The 15,332-nt window shown below is 70.8% G+C and carries 16 protein-coding genes and 3 tRNA genes; 12 read left to right on the forward strand and 7 right to left on the reverse strand.

Annotated elements, in window-relative coordinates; genetic code table 11:
* Positions 1 to 40: 40 nt before the first annotated feature.
* Entirely contained in the window at positions 41 to 1,309 is a 1,269-nt protein-coding gene (locus tag SAVERM_RS25250) for an APC family permease (protein WP_010986314.1), read from the reverse strand.
* A gap of 147 nt (positions 1,310 to 1,456) precedes the next feature.
* Here SAVERM_RS25250 and SAVERM_RS25255 point away from each other — a divergent pair, with 147 nt between their 5' ends.
* Positions 1,457 to 1,723, forward strand: a complete 267-nt coding sequence (locus tag SAVERM_RS25255; RefSeq protein ID WP_010986315.1) for a GlsB/YeaQ/YmgE family stress response membrane protein — start codon at positions 1,457 to 1,459, stop codon at positions 1,721 to 1,723.
* A 141-nt stretch (positions 1,724 to 1,864) separates the two neighbouring features.
* Here SAVERM_RS25255 and SAVERM_RS25260 read toward each other — a convergent pair whose 3' ends face one another.
* Positions 1,865 to 2,353, reverse strand: coding sequence for a YajQ family cyclic di-GMP-binding protein (locus SAVERM_RS25260; RefSeq protein WP_010986316.1), 489 nt, complete (start codon positions 2,351 to 2,353; stop codon positions 1,865 to 1,867).
* Positions 2,354 to 2,576: 223 nt separating this feature from the next.
* Between SAVERM_RS25260 and SAVERM_RS25265 the strand changes: the two genes are divergently transcribed.
* Positions 2,577 to 2,658, forward strand: a tRNA-Tyr gene (locus tag SAVERM_RS25265).
* 1,408 nt (positions 2,659 to 4,066) lie between these two features.
* Positions 4,067 to 4,384, forward strand: coding sequence for a hypothetical protein (locus SAVERM_RS42460; RefSeq protein ID WP_137865193.1), 318 nt, complete (start codon positions 4,067 to 4,069; stop codon positions 4,382 to 4,384).
* Between the two features lie 25 nt (positions 4,385 to 4,409).
* Here SAVERM_RS42460 and SAVERM_RS42465 read toward each other — a convergent pair whose 3' ends face one another.
* Positions 4,410 to 4,757: a hypothetical protein gene (locus SAVERM_RS42465; protein WP_137865192.1), complete on the reverse strand. Its 348-nt coding sequence runs from the start codon at positions 4,755 to 4,757 to the stop codon at positions 4,410 to 4,412.
* A gap of 116 nt (positions 4,758 to 4,873) precedes the next feature.
* Complete coding sequence (locus tag SAVERM_RS25270) at positions 4,874 to 6,055, reverse strand: M20 family metallopeptidase (protein ID WP_010986317.1); 1,182 nt, start codon at positions 6,053 to 6,055, stop codon at positions 4,874 to 4,876.
* Between the two features lie 181 nt (positions 6,056 to 6,236).
* On the opposite strand from SAVERM_RS25270, the gene SAVERM_RS40415 reads away from it, so the two are divergent.
* A complete protein-coding gene (locus tag SAVERM_RS40415) occupies positions 6,237 to 6,449 on the forward strand; it encodes a hypothetical protein (RefSeq protein ID WP_078234500.1) in 213 nt (70 codons plus the stop codon).
* Positions 6,450 to 6,496: 47 nt separating this feature from the next.
* Here the strand turns inward: SAVERM_RS40415 and SAVERM_RS25275 are convergent, their stop codons facing one another.
* Together SAVERM_RS25275 and SAVERM_RS25280 are read right to left on the reverse strand one after the other, a co-directional pair.
* The gene (locus SAVERM_RS25275) at positions 6,497 to 7,153 is read right to left on the reverse strand and encodes an SDR family oxidoreductase (RefSeq protein ID WP_010986318.1); all 657 of its coding nucleotides are present in this window, start codon (positions 7,151 to 7,153) and stop codon (positions 6,497 to 6,499) included.
* Between the two features lie 241 nt (positions 7,154 to 7,394).
* Complete coding sequence (locus SAVERM_RS25280) at positions 7,395 to 8,636, reverse strand: amidohydrolase family protein (protein WP_010986319.1); 1,242 nt, start codon at positions 8,634 to 8,636, stop codon at positions 7,395 to 7,397.
* A gap of 372 nt (positions 8,637 to 9,008) precedes the next feature.
* Here SAVERM_RS25280 and SAVERM_RS25285 point away from each other — a divergent pair.
* The 8 genes from SAVERM_RS25285 to SAVERM_RS25320 all read left to right on the forward strand — a co-directional run bounded on the left by SAVERM_RS25285 (position 9,009) and on the right by SAVERM_RS25320 (position 14,069).
* A tRNA-Thr gene (locus SAVERM_RS25285) sits at positions 9,009 to 9,081 on the forward strand.
* A gap of 46 nt (positions 9,082 to 9,127) precedes the next feature.
* Positions 9,128 to 9,200, forward strand: a tRNA-Met gene (locus SAVERM_RS25290).
* Between the two features lie 88 nt (positions 9,201 to 9,288).
* Positions 9,289 to 9,453: a 50S ribosomal protein L33 gene (gene rpmG / locus SAVERM_RS25295; RefSeq protein WP_003948671.1), complete on the forward strand. Its 165-nt coding sequence runs from the start codon at positions 9,289 to 9,291 to the stop codon at positions 9,451 to 9,453.
* A 155-nt stretch (positions 9,454 to 9,608) separates the two neighbouring features.
* On the forward strand, positions 9,609 to 10,061 hold the full coding sequence (locus tag SAVERM_RS25300) for a MaoC family dehydratase N-terminal domain-containing protein (RefSeq protein ID WP_010986320.1): 453 nt from the start codon (positions 9,609 to 9,611) through the stop codon (positions 10,059 to 10,061).
* Positions 10,062 to 10,063: 2 nt separating this feature from the next.
* Positions 10,064 to 10,492, forward strand: a complete 429-nt coding sequence (locus SAVERM_RS25305) for a MaoC family dehydratase (RefSeq protein ID WP_010986321.1) — start codon at positions 10,064 to 10,066, stop codon at positions 10,490 to 10,492.
* Positions 10,493 to 10,716: 224 nt separating this feature from the next.
* Positions 10,717 to 11,286: a TetR/AcrR family transcriptional regulator gene (locus SAVERM_RS25310; RefSeq protein WP_010986322.1), complete on the forward strand. Its 570-nt coding sequence runs from the start codon at positions 10,717 to 10,719 to the stop codon at positions 11,284 to 11,286.
* Between the two features lie 113 nt (positions 11,287 to 11,399).
* The gene (locus tag SAVERM_RS25315; RefSeq protein WP_010986323.1) at positions 11,400 to 12,869 is read left to right on the forward strand and encodes a DHA2 family efflux MFS transporter permease subunit; all 1,470 of its coding nucleotides are present in this window, start codon (positions 11,400 to 11,402) and stop codon (positions 12,867 to 12,869) included.
* Positions 12,870 to 13,013: 144 nt separating this feature from the next.
* Positions 13,014 to 14,069 (forward strand): UDP-N-acetylmuramate dehydrogenase, encoded by a 1,056-nt coding sequence (locus SAVERM_RS25320; RefSeq protein WP_037648033.1) that lies wholly within the window; start codon positions 13,014 to 13,016, stop codon positions 14,067 to 14,069.
* A 197-nt stretch (positions 14,070 to 14,266) separates the two neighbouring features.
* Here the strand turns inward: SAVERM_RS25320 and SAVERM_RS25325 are convergent, their stop codons facing one another.
* Positions 14,267 to 15,295 carry an adenosine deaminase gene (locus SAVERM_RS25325; RefSeq protein WP_010986325.1) on the reverse strand — a complete coding sequence of 343 codons (1,029 nt, stop codon included), beginning with the start codon at positions 15,293 to 15,295 and terminating at the stop codon, positions 14,267 to 14,269.
* Between the last annotated feature and the right edge of the window lie 37 nt (positions 15,296 to 15,332).

Consider the following 15,332-nt stretch of genomic DNA (forward strand, 5'->3'; position numbering starts at 1 on the left):
CGGGCCGGCGGCCACGGAGGCCACCGGGTTGCCGCTGCTGCTACGGCCGCCGCGAAGCCCCCCACCGCCGCATGCCGTACGCGGCCGCCCCCAGACCCAGTACAGCCGCGCCCACGCCCACCGACACCGCCGGCAGTGCGAACGCCAATGTCACGCACCCGAGGAGCCCGACCGCCGGAACGGCGCGCGACGCCGGTGCCGAACTCAGGGTCCAGGCGGACGCGTTGGCGACCGCGTAGTAGGCCAGCACCCCGAAGGAGGAGAAACCGATCGCGCCCCGCACATCCACCGTTGCGGCCAGGGCGGCGACCACCGCGCCCACGGCCAGCTCCGCCCGGTGCGGCACCTGGAAGCGAGGGTGCACGGCGGCCAGGGCCCCCGGCAGCTGCCGGTCCCGCGCCATGGCCAGCGTTGTCCGTGAGACGCCCAGGATGAGGGCGAGCAGGGAGCCGAGCGCGGCCACCGCCGCGCCCACCCGCACCACCGGCACGAGACCGGGCACGCCCGCCGCCCGCACCGCGTCGGCCAGCGGCGCCGGTGCGTGTCCCAGCGCGTCGGCCCCCAGTACAGAAAGGACACCGACGGCGACAGCCGCGTACACCACCAGGGCGATGCCCAGGGCCAGCGGGATGGCGCGCGGGATGGTCCGCTCCGGATCGCGTACCTCCTCACCGAGGGTGGCGATCCGCGCGTACCCGGCGAACGCGAAGAACAGCAGACCAGCCGCCTGAAGCACCCCGCCCGCGCCGCCGGAGAGCCCGACGGCCAGCCGCCCGGCGTCCGCGGCCCCGGAGCCGAGACAGACGACCACCACGGAAGCGAGGACCGCCAGGACCACCGCCACGATCGCCCGCGTCAGCAGGGCCGACTTCTGCATGCCGCCGTAGTTCACCGCGGTCAGCGCCACCACGGCGGCGACCGCCACCGCGTGCGCCTGCCCCGGCCAGACGTACGCCCCCACGGTGAGCGCCATCGCCGCGCAGGAGGCGGTCTTCCCGACGATGAACGCCCAGCCCGCCAGGTAGCCCCAGAAGGCCCCGAGCCGCTCGCGCCCGTAGACATACGTGCCGCCCGACGCGGGGTACAGGGCGGCCAGCCGGGCCGAGGACATCGCGTTGCAGTACGCGACGACGGCCGCGACCGCCAGACCGAGCAGCAGTCCGGACCCCGCGGCCCGTGCCGCCGGACCCAGCGCCGCGAAGATCCCGGCCCCGACCATCGACCCGAGCCCGACGACGACGGCGTCCCCGACCCCGAGGGTCCGCCGCAACCCAAAGCCCCCGGATGGCCCCGCCCCGGACTGTGTCATGGACCGCACCCTACTGATCAGCGCAACCGGCAGCCGTCGGCGAGGCGTCCTCAGCGACAGCGGCGGCACATGAACGCGGCACATGAACACAGCCTGGCCGGAGCAGGAGTACAGCGCAGGCACAGTGCGGAGAGGCAGGGTCACGGCATGGGTATCGTCGGCTGGATCATTCTGGGGCTGTTGGCAGGCGCCATCGCCAAATTCCTGCTCCCGGGCCGTGACCCGGGCGGCTTCATCGGCACGACCGTCATCGGTGTCGCGGGGGCCTTCATCGGGGGCTGGATATCGGCACGTTGGCTGGACCACCCGATCACCAAGCAGTTCTACGACGGCGCCACCTGGGCGGCGGCGATCGGCGGCTCGCTGGTCCTGCTGATCATCTACCGCCTCCTGTTCGGAGACTCACGCCGCTGAGTGCGCATCCCCGAGTCGCAGCCGACCGGAGATGACGAGAGACGAGAACGGAAGGGTGGGCACCGCGGGGGTGCCCACCCTTCCGGCGGTGTACGTCGTACGCCGTGGTCGACGCCGTACACGCGGTGATCCAGCGTTGATCTACCGGTAGTTCACGAACTGCAGGGCGAAGTCGAAGTCCTGGCCCTTGAGCAGCGCCTGCACGGCTTGCAGGTCGTCACGGCTCTTCGAGCTGACGCGCAGCTCGTCGCCCTGCACCTGGGCCTTCACGCCCTTCGGGCCCTCGTCGCGAATGACCTTCGCGACCTTCTTCGCGTTCTCCTGGGAGATGCCCTCCTCGATCGACGCGAAGATCTTGTACTCCTTGCCGGACAGCTGCGGCTCACCGGCGTCCAGCGCCTTCAGCGAGATGCCACGCTTGATCAGCTTGGTCTCGAACACGTCGAGGATGGCCTTCACCCGCTCCTCGGAGTTCGCCTGCATCAGGATCTTCTCGCCGGACCAGGCGATGGAGGCGCCCACGTTCTTGAAGTCGTAGCGCTGCGAGATTTCCTTGGCGGCCTGGTTGAGGGCGTTGTCGACCTCCTGCCGCTCGACCTTCGAGACGATGTCGAAACTGGAGTCGGCCATGTCCTGTGGCTCCTTGTATCGGGTTGGTTCGGGGTGTTCCGGGGTGCATGGGGCGCGGCCGTCGATGCCCGCGTCGGACCCGGGCCGCATCCGCATAAGCCTAGCCACCCCCTCCCCTCCGAGCGTCGATCTATCGAGTGGCGAAGCACCCCCGGGCATCGGGTATCGTTTACGTCGTTGCCACGGAGCACCGCCGAAAAGCGGTTCGAAGGGCGGCAAACCCGGCGGTGTGCCCGAGCGGCCAAAGGGAGCAGACTGTAAATCTGCCGGCTCAGCCTTCCCAGGTTCGAATCCTGGCGCCGCCACATGAAGGTAGACCCCCTCCGAACTGCGGAAACGTGGATCGGAGGGGGTCTCTTCGTTATCGAACGCGATCTTTCGATTTGAATCGAAAATCGGCGATTTGCCACACTGTGTCCCGACCGGATCCCATTCCTGATCTCGCCTGCGTCCCCCAGGCGTCCCCCCAGGCGTCCCCCGGGGGACGGGGGCGCGCGGTCACTCCGGCTCGTTCCACTCCAGCAGGGCAGCGTCGTTCCGGCGGTTGCCCGCTCCTGGGTCTGCGCGAGTACCTCCGCGTACACCCTGAACAGCACCGCGATCGTGTGGCCTGCTCGCCGGGCGCACTCCATCGGGTCCACGCCGGAACTCGGCCAGAAGGAGACCCCGGCGCCACGCGGGTCGTAGGGCCGCCGCGCGAGCAGGGAGGCGGCTTCGGACTCGGTGAGTACCCTTTCACGAGCCGTTGCCCGCCCAGAGTTCCCCGTACCCGGTTTCTTGCAGCAGCCCCCCGCGATTGGTTCGAAACAACCGTCCGTCAGGCGCCGTGCCCTGGGTGGCGATGTGCTGCCGGTGCTGCCGGAGCTGCCGGACGAAGTGAGGGAGGGATGGGTACCGGTCGCGAGTCCTTCTCCGCTCGGGCCTTGAGATGCCGGGCTTGGTGCGCCTCCCGTCACCTCTTGCGCCGACTTCGGGACGGTCCACTTCACCGTGGTGAGCAGGTTGACTCAGGCAGGCACGCTTGCGCTTCACGGTGCGGGCCGCAGCCGCTTTGCCATCGAGCTTCAACGCCAGGGCGGCAAGCGGGAGTCGGACGGTTGCGGGGTCTTCGAGGGCAGCGACAGGTGCCGAGTTCTTGGCCATCCAGTGGAGTGTGCGTTCAACGTCCTCCGGTGGTTCCTCGGTCCCGCCGCAGGAGATGGGTCTCCGGCAAGCCTGCTCGGTTCCGGGCTGCACCAAAGGCTTTTCGGACGTCCTGGCGGGCGGCGTCTTTCGCGTCCACGCTGAGGAGAACTCGGGGGCCCGATTCACAAGAGCCGACTCACCTGTCTCGATAAGTCGGCTCTGAACTGGCGAACAGTCGAACCTCGTCGGCTCCCGCCCCGGGCTCTGCGGCAGGGGCGGCGCCATGCCTTGGATCTGACGGCAACGTCGGCAGCCGGGCGCGGCCTTGGGCAGCTCCCCGAGCACACGCCACGTTCTGTCTCGCGCTCGACACGCACCGCGCAAACCGGCGGCTCAGCACTCACCGAGCCGCCGGTTTTCGATTGTCAAGCCACGTCTTGTAGTGACGTGCCGGGAGGCCTCCGGTCCTGGTTTGTTGGAAGCAGTTCCCACCAGGGCGAACCCGGGCAATAGGGAGCTGCGAATATCCCAGATTTCGACGAGGGGTGAATGGCACGCCCCCCCCGCAATACCGAATGGAGAATTCCGATGACCAAGCGCTCCTGGAACCGTCGTCTTGTGGTCGTCACGGCTTCCGTGGCGTTGGCCGGTGGCGGCTTGGCGCTGCCGGTGACTGCCATGGCTGCACCGGCAGCCCTACAGCATGGCCTGGTCGCTTTGGACGAAGACCCTGACGGCGTCAATGAAAGCGGCAGTACCGATTCCGGCGTGGACGACACCGGCGACTACGGAAGCGGCAGCACTGATTCTGGCGTCGACGAGACCGGCGGCGACGACGGAGCCGGCAGCACCGACCCGGGCGCCGACGAGACCGACATTGAGTTCCGCACCAAGGCCGGCTTCTAGTCTGGAACTACCGCGCGAGAGTGACCTACACGGGGACGTCCCGGCAGCGGCTCAGGGCCTCGGCGAGTGCGGCTTCCTGGGTGGGGTCGACAGAGAGCCCCCACTTGGTCTTGTCGGCCACCCAGTCGGTGGCGTACCGGCAGCGGTAGCCCTGCGCCGGCGGCTGCCGGCGCAGGGGTCCTGGTCCGCCTTGCTGCGGTCGCCGGCCGCGGATACGGCGAGCAGGGCGCGGGCGTCGCCGGACGACGACGCCAGCGGGACGGCTCGGCAGCCGGCCCCGGCTCTCCGCGCGGCCGGCCCTACGAGGAGTGGTACCGCGACCGTCACGCGGCCCGGCCGCGACCGCGCCCTCCAGGACGATGACGACCGACATGGGTGGGGCGCAGGTACGCGAGGTACGCGAGGTACGCGAGGTACGCGATGGAGGCGATGGAGGCGATGGAGGCGCGGGACGCGAGCGACGCCGGATGCCCGCTGTCCGTCGCAATCTCAGCGGCCCACGAACTCCGCCCGCGCCGCCTCCAACACCCCCGGATCCAGGACCAGGTCAGTGACCACCCGAGCCAGCCCCGCCGCCGCGACCTCGGCGCGGTCGTGGGCGAGAGGGGTCGCCGCGGCCTCCCGCATCGCGTCGGAGTGACTCGGCGTACCGAACTCGGCGATCTGGATGTACGGATGGATGACCGGCAGCAGCTGGGACAGGTTGCCGATGTCGGAGGAACCGGCGGGGCTGTCGGGGCCGGCGGCCGTGATGTCCAGGCCCAGCGCGCGCACCGTGTCCCCGAAGCGTTCGGCGAGCACCGTGTTGTCGCGGCGCTCCCCGTACAGCGGGCCTGTCTCGTGGACCTCCGCCGTGGTCTCGGTGGCGAGCGCCGCGCCCTCGGCCGCCCTGCGGACCCGCTCGACCAGCGCCTCGGCCGACGCCGCCGTACGGTCCCGTACGTACAGATCCACCGCGGCATGGGCCGGGATCACGTTCGGGGCCTGGCCGCCGTCCGAGACGATGCCGTGCAGTCGGGCGGTCGGCGGTACGAACTGACGCATCGCGTCGATCGCGTTGAGGAACAGCTGCGCGGCCGCCAGCGCGCTGCGCCCCTCCCACGGTGACCTCGCGGCATGCGCGCTCACCCCCGTGAAACCGACCCTCAGATGCGCCGCCGCCAACCCGTGCTGCGTGGTCAGCGAGCGGTCGCCCGGGTGGAACATAACCGCGGCGTCGACGCCCGCGAAGACCCCGGCGTCGGCCAGCCTGACCTTGCCCCCGCCGCCCATCTCCTCACCGGGGGTACCGATGACGGCGATCGTGCCCGGGTGGTGAGGCAGGGCGCGTACGGCGGTGATCGCGGCCGCCGCGCCACCGGCCGCGATGAGATTGTGGCCGCAGCCGTGCCCGACTCCGGGCAGCGCGTCGTACTCCGCGAGTACGGCGACGTACGGGCCCGGCTCGCTCCCCTCGTGCGCCGCCACGAACGCCGTATCGAGGCCGCCCGCTCCCGCCCGCACCGCGAAGCCCGCCTCGGCGAGCCAGCCGGTCAGCACCTCCACGGCATGGAACTCCGCGAACTTCAGCTCCGGCCGTGCATGGATGGCACGGCTCACCTCCTCCATCCGGGGGCGCAGCAAGGAGAGTTCGGCGGAGAGAGCTGCCAGCGGGGGCGCGGTGGCGGACATCGGGACTCCCGTCGTACGAGCGCGAGAAAGGCGGCCATGTTGACGTGTCGTCCCGTACGACGAGCCTGCGGCCCCGGCCCGGCGGATGCCCCCGGGTCACCGTGCCTCAGGCAACTCCCGTAGGGGCGCCCGGTCCGCGCCGCAGTCCCCGTGGCCTGGGTTCCTCCGTACGCTGAGCGGCATGTCGTCTCGTCGCAGGAGTTGTCCCGAGTGCCGTCGTGAGATCGCCGTCGTCGCCGGGCGGTTCGCGCGGCACGACCCGCCGGGGGCGCGGGAGAGCAGGGAACTCGTCTCGTGCCCCGGGTCACGCAAGCAGGCCGAACTCGGCGCGGCACAACCGACGTTGGACGGATACGTCATCCCGGACTTCCCGGGACAGATGCCTCTCTTCTGACTTCCCCTGAGGATCTGCTCGCTCCTCTGAGGCTCTGCTGAGGGGAGTCAGTTCCCCGCCACCGCCTTCACCGCCACCGTGATCGGCGTGGAGCCGCTGATCACTTCCAGTGTCAGGCCGGCCGTCGCGGGGGTGTCGACGAGTTCCGCGAGGGTCGCGGCCACGTCGTCGCGCGGGATCGGGCCGCGGCCCGTGTGCGCCTCCAGGCGTACGAGGCCCGTGCCGGCGTCGTTCGTCAGCATCCCCGGGCGCAGGATCGTCCAGTCCAGGGACGGACGGCTGCGTACGTACTCGTCCGCCTCGCCCTTGGCGCGCAGATAGACGTCGAACACCTCGTCGCCCGGGTGCGCCGGGTCCGCGCCCATCGAGGACACGACGACGTGGCGGCGTACGCCCGCCCGTTCCGCCGCGTCGGCGAACAGGATCGCCGCACCCTTGTCCACCGTCTCCTTGCGGGTGACGCCGCTGCCCGGGCCCGCGCCCGCCGCGAACACCGCCGCGTCCGCGCCCTGTAGATGAGCGGCGACCTCCTCGACGGAGGCCGACTCCAGATCGCAGAGCACCGGCTCGGCGCCGGCCGCCCGCAGATCGTCGCCCTGTTCGGCGCGGCGGATGATCCCCGCGACCTCGTCACCGCGCGCGGCGAGCAGCCGCTCCAGCCGCAGCGCGATCTGACCATGACCTCCAGCGATGACAATGCGCATGTTTCCGACCGTACGCCCGGATGGGCGCGTTCGCCGCACAACACGGGCCGAGGCCCAGCTTTCCCGGCCGACACGGCAGTCACGGCTCTCCCGACCTGGCGGCCACGGCCGTCACAACGGCTCTCCCGACCTGGCGGCCACGGCCGTCACAACGGCTCTCCCGACCCGGCGGCCACGGCCCTCACAACCCCTCCCTCTGCCCGGCGGCGAGTGCTGCGGTCACGGCCGTCCCGCGCGGAGTTCACGACGGCTCTCCCCGCCCCTGCCGAGGCAGGTCCAGCGCCACCGCGGCCGCCGAGTTGCAGTACTCCCGCACCGCGCTGGTCCGCGCCACGACCCGCCCCCGGTGTACGACGATCCGGCTGTACGCGAGCGACAGCGCCCCGGCCAGCCGGTCGCCCCGTACGGCGAGCAGTTCGGCCGGGAATCCCGCCTCCACGCGTACTTCGGGCAGGCCGAGAGCGGCCCGGGCTGCGGTGCTCACGGCGTCGTACGCGTCCTCGGGCCGCAGCCCGTAGCGCGAGGCCAGCAGATACGCGGCCTCCAGCGGATCCCCGCGGCCCACCGGGTTCGACACGTCCCTCAGAGCGCCGCTGCCGGCCGCGACCCGCACGCCGGCCGACCGCAGCAGCCGTACGGGCGCCGTACCGGGCCGGTCGGCGCCCCCGCAGCCACCCTGCGGCAGGCACACCACCGTCACCCCGGCCGCGGCGAGTTGGTCCGCGATGCGTGCGGCGACCTCGGCGGGCAGTCGGCGCAGCCCCCCGCAAGGGCCCAGCGTGACCCCGGGACGCAGCCCGCCGGCCATCGCCGCGAGCCGGGCGAGCCGGGCCGGATCGTCACCGTCCGTGTGCAGGTCGACGGGGCAGCCCTGCTCGGCGGCGAGTTCCAGAACCGTCTCCACGTACCCCGTCGGATCCGGGTCGGCGTCCGGACAGCCACCCACCACCGCGGCGCCCATCTTCAGCGCGTCGCGCAGCATCGCGACCCCGTCCGCCCCGGCGGCCCCGGTCAGCACCCGTGGCATCGCCACCGCCGACAACTCGGCGAGCCCGTGCAGTGACCGTCGTGCCTGAAGCACCGCCGTCAGTGCGTCCAGGCCCTGTACGTCACTCACGTGTACGTGGGCGCGCAGAGCCGTCGCCCCGTGTCCGAGTTGCAGCAACGCGGCCTCGGTCGCGCGGCGCTGGACCTCCGGAGCGCCGTACGACACAGGTCCCGCGCCGTCGGCCGACAGGGCCGTGTCCCCGTGGGCGTGCGGCTCGACGGGGGCCGGCAGGAGCAGATAGCCGGCGAGGTCCACGCGCGCGCCGACCGCGTCCGTCGCCAGACTCCCGGCGGTACCGACCGCCTCGATACGCCCGCCGCCCAGCCGCACGTCCACGGTCCGTCCGTCGGTGAGCCGCGCTCCGCACAGCAGGAGGCCGGCCGGGTCGGTCTGTCCCGACGACGAGTGGGGCGGCTGCGGTCGGCTGTCGGGCATCGAGCTCCTGGGTCTCGGGGCGGCTGCGCAGAAGTGGGCAAGATCACGCAGAGTGGGTCGAGCCTAGGGTGGCCGTCCGCCGGTGCCGGGGAGGAGGGCAATAGTCGTACCGGCGTGGTCAGCGCTCGGGCTGGTGTGGTCCACGGTCCTGCTGAGGCGGTTCGAGGCCGCTGTGAACAGAGGGACGGGCGGCAGGGCTGTCGCCTCCTGACGCTTCCTGTAACCCGCCGTGACCCCTGTCGTTCCTGGGCTCGCGAGAGGGCCTTGGAGCGTTCCGAGATCCACGGGAGAACGCCGGAGAACAGGCCTGGGAGGGTGGCGCGAAACGGATTTGGGCGATCGGCAGGCGACCGTGTAATGTCTTCATCGCTCGCCCCAATAGCTCAGTCGGCAGAGCGTCTCCATGGTAAGGAGAAGGTCTACGGTTCGATTCCGTATTGGGGCTCTGGTGTGAGAGGTCCCCGCCGCAAGGCGGGGCCCGATCTCATCAAAGCGGTGTAGCTCAGTCGGTAGAGCAAGCGGCTCATAATCGCTGTGTCACCGGTTCAAGTCCGGTCACCGCTACTGACAGTAGCCGATTGTGGGGTCGGTCCTTCGATCGGCTACTCTTTTATGCGTTCATCGTCCCATCCGTTCGTCAAGGAGCACTCCTGTGGCTGCCACCGACGTCCGCCCGAAGATCACGCTGGCCTGCGTGGAGTGCAAGGAGCGGAACTACATCACCAAGAAGAACCGGCGTAACAACCCGGACCGACTGGAGATGAAGAAGCACTGCCCGCGTTGCAACGCGCACACCGCGCACCGCGAAACGCGATAAATCAGGCTCGTACACGAGGCCGTCCCCTTCGCGGGGGGCGGCCTCGCGTCGTTGTGCGGCGCCCTTGCGGCGCGGTACGGCGTCCCGCCCGGACCGGGGACAGTGGGCCGGTACATCAGCGAAGACGACGAAGACAACCAGGAGGTGCCGAGCCCATGGCGCTCGACCAGTCCTTCGTGGGGCGGTCCTACCCGCCCACCGACCCCTATGAGGTCGGCCGGGAGAAGATCCGCGAGTTCGCGGAGGCCGTCGGGGACCCCAATCCGGTGTACACGGACCCGGAGGCCGCCAAGGCGCTCGGGTACGCCGATGTGATCGCCCCGCCCACCTTTGTGTTCGCCATTACGTTCAAGGCGGCCGGGCAGGTCGTCCAGGACCCCCAGCTGGGCCTCGACTACAGCCGCGTGGTGCACGGTGACCAGAAGTTCGCCTACACCCGGCCGGTCCGCGCCGGTGACCGGCTCACGGTCACCTCGACCATCGAGTCGATCAAGTCCCTCGCGGGCAACGACGTCGTGGACGTCCGGGGCGAGGTCCACGACGAGGCGGGCGAGCACGTCGTGACGGCCATCACCAAGCTGGTGGCCCGCGCGGCCGAGGAGGGCTGACGATGACCGCGAAGATCGCGTACGACGACATCGAGGTCGGAGCCGAACTGCCGGCGCAGACCTTCCCCGTGACGCGCGCCACGCTCGTGCAGTACGCGGGCGCCTCCGGGGACTTCAACCCGATCCACTGGAACGAGAAGTTCGCCAAGGAGGTCGGGCTGCCGGACGTCATCGCGCACGGCATGTTCACCATGGCCGAGGCGATCCGCGTCGTCACCGACTGGACCGGCGACCCGGGCGCGGTCGTCGAGTACGGCGTCCGCTTCACCAAGCCCGTCGTCGTCCCGAACGACGACCAGGGCGCGACCATCGAGGTCACCGGCAAGGTCGCGGCCAAGCTCGACGACAACACGGTCCGCGTCGACCTCACGGCGATGAGCGAGGGCAAGAAGGTGCTGGGCATGTCGCGGGCGGTTGTGCGGCTGGCCTGACGGCAGCACGGGTAAGGGGCGCTCGCAATTGCGGGCGCCCCTTACTCATTCGCGTCATCCACCCCATCCACCCTTCCATCCACCGGCCCAGCGGCCCAGCGGCCCACCGACCCACCCGCTCATCCCTCCACCCGCACCCGTCCGTCCATCCACCCGCACGCCCCTGCTGCTTACGCGCACGAGCCCACTTGACGTAGTTAGTGATTGAGCACTAACTTAGTCGCATGGTCAGGATGAGCGCAGAGGAGAGGCGCGAGAGCGTCATCCGCGCGGCGATGAGTGAGTTCGGCCGGGGCGGCTACTACGGCACGTCCACCGAGGCGATCGCCAAGCGTGTGGGTGTCTCGCAGCCTTATCTCTTCCGGCTCTTCCCGAGCAAGAAGGCGATCTTCCTCGCGGCGGCCGAGCGCTGCATGGAGGACACCCGGCGCACCTTCGAGGAAGCCGCCGAGGGGCTGCGGGGCGAGGAGGCTCTGCACTCCATGGCGAACGCGTACACCAGGGTCATCGCGGAGCGCCCGGAGCAGCTGCTGATGCAGATGCAGACGTACGTCGCCTCGGCGGCCGCCGAGGAGGCCGGGGACCACGAACTCGCTGAGGCGGTGCGGGCGGGCTGGATGCGCCTGTGGGACACCGTCCATCTGCCGCTCGGCGGCGACAAGGACGAGACGACGACCTTCATGGCGTACGGAATGCTCGTCAACTGCCTGGTGGCCATGGGTTTTCCGCCCGAGCACCGAGTCTGGGAAGGGCTCTATCCGTCGGCGCGGATCACGGGCCGGCTGGAGAAGTAGAACTCGGCTGCGGAAGCGGTACAGGGGAGGCGGATGTCGTCGCCTTTTCATGGGCACAAAAGTTAGTCATCAATAACTAACCATCCGGAGTGCATTCACTCTTTGGGGGAGCGATGTCACAGCAGACAGCACGTCGCGGGGGAGCCGCCTGGGCCCTCGTCATCACCAGCGTCGCCGGATTCATGGCGGCCCTCGACAATCTCGTCGTCACCACCGCACTGCCCTCCATCCGTAAGGACCTCGGAGGAGGGCTGGACGACCTGGAGTGGACCGTGAGCGCCTACACGCTCACCTTCGCCGTGCTGCTGATGTTCGGCGCGGCGCTCGGCGACCGGTTCGGCCGCCGTCGGCTCTTCCTCGCCGGGATCACGGTCTTCACCGGCGCCTCCGCAGCCGCGGCCATGGCACCCGGCATCGACTCGCTGATCGCCGCCCGCGCGGTCCAGGGTGTCGGCGCGGCCGTCATGATGCCGCTGACGCTCACCCTGCTGACCGCCGCCGTCCCGGCCGCCAAGCGCGGAATGGCCTACGGGATCTGGGGTGCCGTCAACGGACTCGCGGTCGCCTCCGGGCCCCTCATCGGCGGCAGCCTCACCGAACACGTGTCCTGGCACTGGATCTTCTGGCTGAACGTCCCGCTGGGCCTGGCACTCCTGCCGCTCGCCCGGCTGCGCCTCTCCGAGTCGCACGGCACCGGCGCACCGCTCGACATCCCCGGCACCCTGCTCGCCAGCGGCGGCCTCTTCGGGATCGTGTACGGCCTGGTCCGCGGGCCCGCCGACGGCTGGACCAGCCCGTTCGTCCTGACCGGCCTCTTCGCGGGTGCGGCCCTGCTCACCGCGTTCGTCCTGCACGGCATACGCGCCAAGAACCCGATGCTGCCGATGCGGCTCTTCCGCTCCCGTGCCTTCGCCGGGATCAACGCCGCGAGTCTGCTGATGTTCCTCGGAATGTTCGGCTCGATCTTCCTGCTCAGCCAGTACATGCAGGGCGTCCTCGGCTACTCGCCGACCGAGGCGGGCGTGCGGATGCTGCCCTGGACCGGCATGCCGATGCTCGTCGCGCCGATCGCCGGCTACCTCTCCGACCGGATCGGCGGCCGCCCGGTCGTCGCCGCCGGGCTCTTCCTCCAGGCCGCCGGGCTTGCGTACTACGCCGCCGTGGTCGCCGCCGACGCCACGTACACCGCCCAGCTGCCCGCGCTGATCATCAGCGGCATCGGGATGTCCCTGTACTTCGCCCCGGCCTCCGCCCTGGTCATGTCCAGCGTCCGGACGCAGGAGCAGGGCATCGCCTCCGGCGCCAACAACGCCCTGCGCGAGGTCGGCGGCGCGCTCGGCATCGCCGTGATGTCGTCGATCTTCTCGGCCCAGGGCGGCTACGAGACCCCGCAGCACTTCGTCGACGGCCTCCGGCCCGCGCTGGTGGTGGGCGCCTCCATGGTGGCCCTCGCGGGGATCGCGGCGCTGGCCATCCCGACCCGGCGCAGCGCGCAGGCGGCCGAGGCCACTGCTTCCGCGTCGGACACGGCCGCCGCCTCCGAGCCGGCCGAGAAGGCGGTCCTGGAGACGGCCGGCCACTGAGTCCGGAAAGCGAACCCTCGTCGCGTACGAACAGAGACGCGCCGCGCACAAGCCGCGTACAAAAGAGAAACGGCCCCGCCCGACCGGCGGGGCCGTTTCCCGTGCGTGCCAAAGCGGCCGACCCCGTCTCGTACTCTGGTGCACGTGCAGGAACTCCACGATGCCCCGCTCGCCCCGCTGACCACCTTCCGGCTCGGGGGTCCCGCGACCCGGCTGATCACCGCAACGACTGACGCCGAAGTGATCGCAGCCGTCCGCGAGGCCGACGACTCCGGTACGCCGCTGCTGCTCATCGGTGGCGGATCCAACCTGGTCATCGGCGACAAGGGCTTCGCCGGCACCGCCCTGCGGATCGCCACGACCGGCTTCGGACTCGACGGTACGAAGGTGGAGCTGGCCGCCGGTGAGGTGTGGACCGACGCGGTCGCCCGTACCGTCGAAGCCGGGCTCGCCGGGATCGAGTGCCTCGCCGGAATCCCTGGTTCAGCGGGCGCGACGCCGATCCAGAACGTCGGTGCGTACGGTCAGGAGGTGTCGTCGACGATCACCGAGGTGATCGCCTACGACCGGAAGACCCACGAGACGGTCACGATCCCGAACGCCGAGTGCGCGTTCTCGTACCGCCACAGCCGCTTCAAGGCCGACCCCGAGCGCTACGTCGTGCTGCGTGTCCGCTTCGAGCTGGAGGACGCGGACGGCCTGAGCGCCCCGGTCAAGTACGCCGAGACGGCCCGCGCGCTGGGCGTGGAGCCCGGCGACCGGGTGCCGCTCGCCGCCGCCCGCGAGACCGTTCTGGGGCTGCGCTCCGGCAAGGGCATGGTGCTCGACCCCGAGGACCACGACACCTGGTCGGCGGGGTCCTTCTTCACCAACCCGATCCTCACGGAGGCGGAGTGCGCCGCGTTCCATGCGCGCGTGCGGGAGCGGCTCGGCGCCGACGCCGTGCCGCCCGCGTACCCGGCGGGCGACGGGCGCACCAAGACGTCCGCGGCCTGGCTGATCGACAAGTCCGGCTTCACCAAGGGGTACGGCAGCGGACCCGCCCGTATCTCCACCAAGCACACCCTGGCCCTCACCAACCGCGGCGAGGCCACCACCGAGGACCTGCTCGCGCTGGCCCGCGAGGTCGTCGCCGGAGTACGCGACGCCTTCGGGATCACGCTGGTCAACGAGCCGGTGACCGTCGGAGTGGAGCTCTAGGACCTGTCCGGTCGATCACGGCGGAGACGCGGGGTGTGGCACGCACATCTGCGGCGTTGTCGTCGGTTGCCGACGCTCCGCGTCGACGCCCTCCTCCGCCTCGCAGCCGCACGCACCACACCCCGCTCACCGGCGCTGACAAGGCGCCGCTGCTTTCCTCCACCGTGATCGACCGGACAGGTCCTAGGTCTCCCCCTTCAGGCGGCCGGGCTCGTCAGCCAGTCGTCGATCCCGGACAGCAGCTTCCGGCTGACGTCCGCCGGCGCCGCCGAACCCCGCACCGACTGCCGGGCCAGCTCGGCCAGTTCGGCGTCCGTGAAGCCGTGGTGGCGGCGCGCGATGTCGTACTGGGCGGCGAGCCGCGAGCCGAACAGCAGCGGGTCGTCCGCGCCGAGCGCCATCGGCACCCCGGCTTCGAACAAAGTCCTCAGGGGTACGTCCTCGGGCTTCTCGTAGACCCCCAGGGCGACGTTGGAGGCCGGGCAGACCTCGCAGGTGATGCCCCGGTCCGCGAGCCGCTTCAGCAACCGCGGGTCCTCGGCCGCCCGCACTCCGTGCCCGATCCGCGAGGCGTCCAGGTCGTCCAGGCAGTCCCTGACCGACGCCGGGCCGGTCAGCTCGCCGCCGTGCGGAGCCGCGAGGAGGCCGCCCTCGCGCGCGATCGCGAAGGCCCGGTCGAAGTCCCGCGCCATGCCCCGCCGCTCGTCGTTGGAGAGCCCGAAGCCGACGATGCCGCGGTCCGCGTACCGCACGGCGAGGCGGGCCAGCGTGCGCGCGTCCAGTGGATGCTTCATGCGGTTCGCTGCCACCAGCACCCGCATGCCCAGACCGGTCTCCCGCGCCGCCGAGTCCACCGCGTCCAGGATGACCTCCATCGCGGGGATCAGGCCGCCCAGACGGGGCGCGTACGACGTCGGATCGACCTGGATCTCCAGCCACCCGGAGCCGTCCTTGATGTCCTCCTCGGCGGCCTCGCGCACGAGCCGCCGAATGTCCTCGGGCTCTCTGAGGCACGACCGCGCCGCGTCGTACAACCGCTGGAAGCGGAACCAGCCCCGCTCGTCGGTGGCCCGCAGCTTCGGCGGCTCTGCGCTGGTCAGCGCGTCGGGCAGCCGGACGCCGTACTTGTCGGCCAGCTCCAGCAGGGTGCTCGGCCGCATCGAGCCGGTGAAGTGCAGGTGCAGATGGGCCTTCGGCAACTCAGAGACATCACGTACGTGCTCCATTCCAGGATCTTGCCGTACGCGGGTGTCGTGCCGGTAG

It is taken from the genome of Streptomyces avermitilis MA-4680 = NBRC 14893 (genome assembly GCF_000009765.2).
Taxonomy (GTDB): domain Bacteria; phylum Actinomycetota; class Actinomycetes; order Streptomycetales; family Streptomycetaceae; genus Streptomyces; species Streptomyces avermitilis.

Bases quoted from the DNA above. Each gene is read 5' to 3' on its own strand.
- SAVERM_RS25275 (WP_010986318.1), bottom strand. From the start codon at position 7,153: ATGCGCATTGTCATCGCTGGAGGTCATGGTCAGATCGCGCTGCGGCTG.
- SAVERM_RS25315 (WP_010986323.1), top strand. From the start codon at position 11,400: ATGTCACAGCAGACAGCACGTCGCGGGGGAGCCGCCTGGGCCCTCGTC.
- SAVERM_RS42460 (WP_137865193.1), top strand. From the start codon at position 4,067: ATGACCAAGCGCTCCTGGAACCGTCGTCTTGTGGTCGTCACGGCTTCC.
- SAVERM_RS25260 (WP_010986316.1), bottom strand. From the start codon at position 2,353: ATGGCCGACTCCAGTTTCGACATCGTCTCGAAGGTCGAGCGGCAGGAG.
- SAVERM_RS25300 (WP_010986320.1), top strand. From the start codon at position 9,609: ATGGCGCTCGACCAGTCCTTCGTGGGGCGGTCCTACCCGCCCACCGAC.
- SAVERM_RS25255 (WP_010986315.1), top strand. From the start codon at position 1,457: ATGGGTATCGTCGGCTGGATCATTCTGGGGCTGTTGGCAGGCGCCATC.
- SAVERM_RS25305 (WP_010986321.1), top strand. From the start codon at position 10,064: ATGACCGCGAAGATCGCGTACGACGACATCGAGGTCGGAGCCGAACTG.
- SAVERM_RS25280 (WP_010986319.1), bottom strand. From the start codon at position 8,636: ATGCCCGACAGCCGACCGCAGCCGCCCCACTCGTCGTCGGGACAGACC.
- SAVERM_RS42465 (WP_137865192.1), bottom strand. From the start codon at position 4,757: ATGTCGGTCGTCATCGTCCTGGAGGGCGCGGTCGCGGCCGGGCCGCGT.
- SAVERM_RS40415 (WP_078234500.1), top strand. From the start codon at position 6,237: ATGTCGTCTCGTCGCAGGAGTTGTCCCGAGTGCCGTCGTGAGATCGCC.
- SAVERM_RS25325 (WP_010986325.1), bottom strand. From the start codon at position 15,295: ATGGAGCACGTACGTGATGTCTCTGAGTTGCCGAAGGCCCATCTGCAC.
- SAVERM_RS25270 (WP_010986317.1), bottom strand. From the start codon at position 6,055: ATGTCCGCCACCGCGCCCCCGCTGGCAGCTCTCTCCGCCGAACTCTCC.
- SAVERM_RS25310 (WP_010986322.1), top strand. From the start codon at position 10,717: ATGGTCAGGATGAGCGCAGAGGAGAGGCGCGAGAGCGTCATCCGCGCG.
- SAVERM_RS25250 (WP_010986314.1), bottom strand. From the start codon at position 1,309: ATGACACAGTCCGGGGCGGGGCCATCCGGGGGCTTTGGGTTGCGGCGG.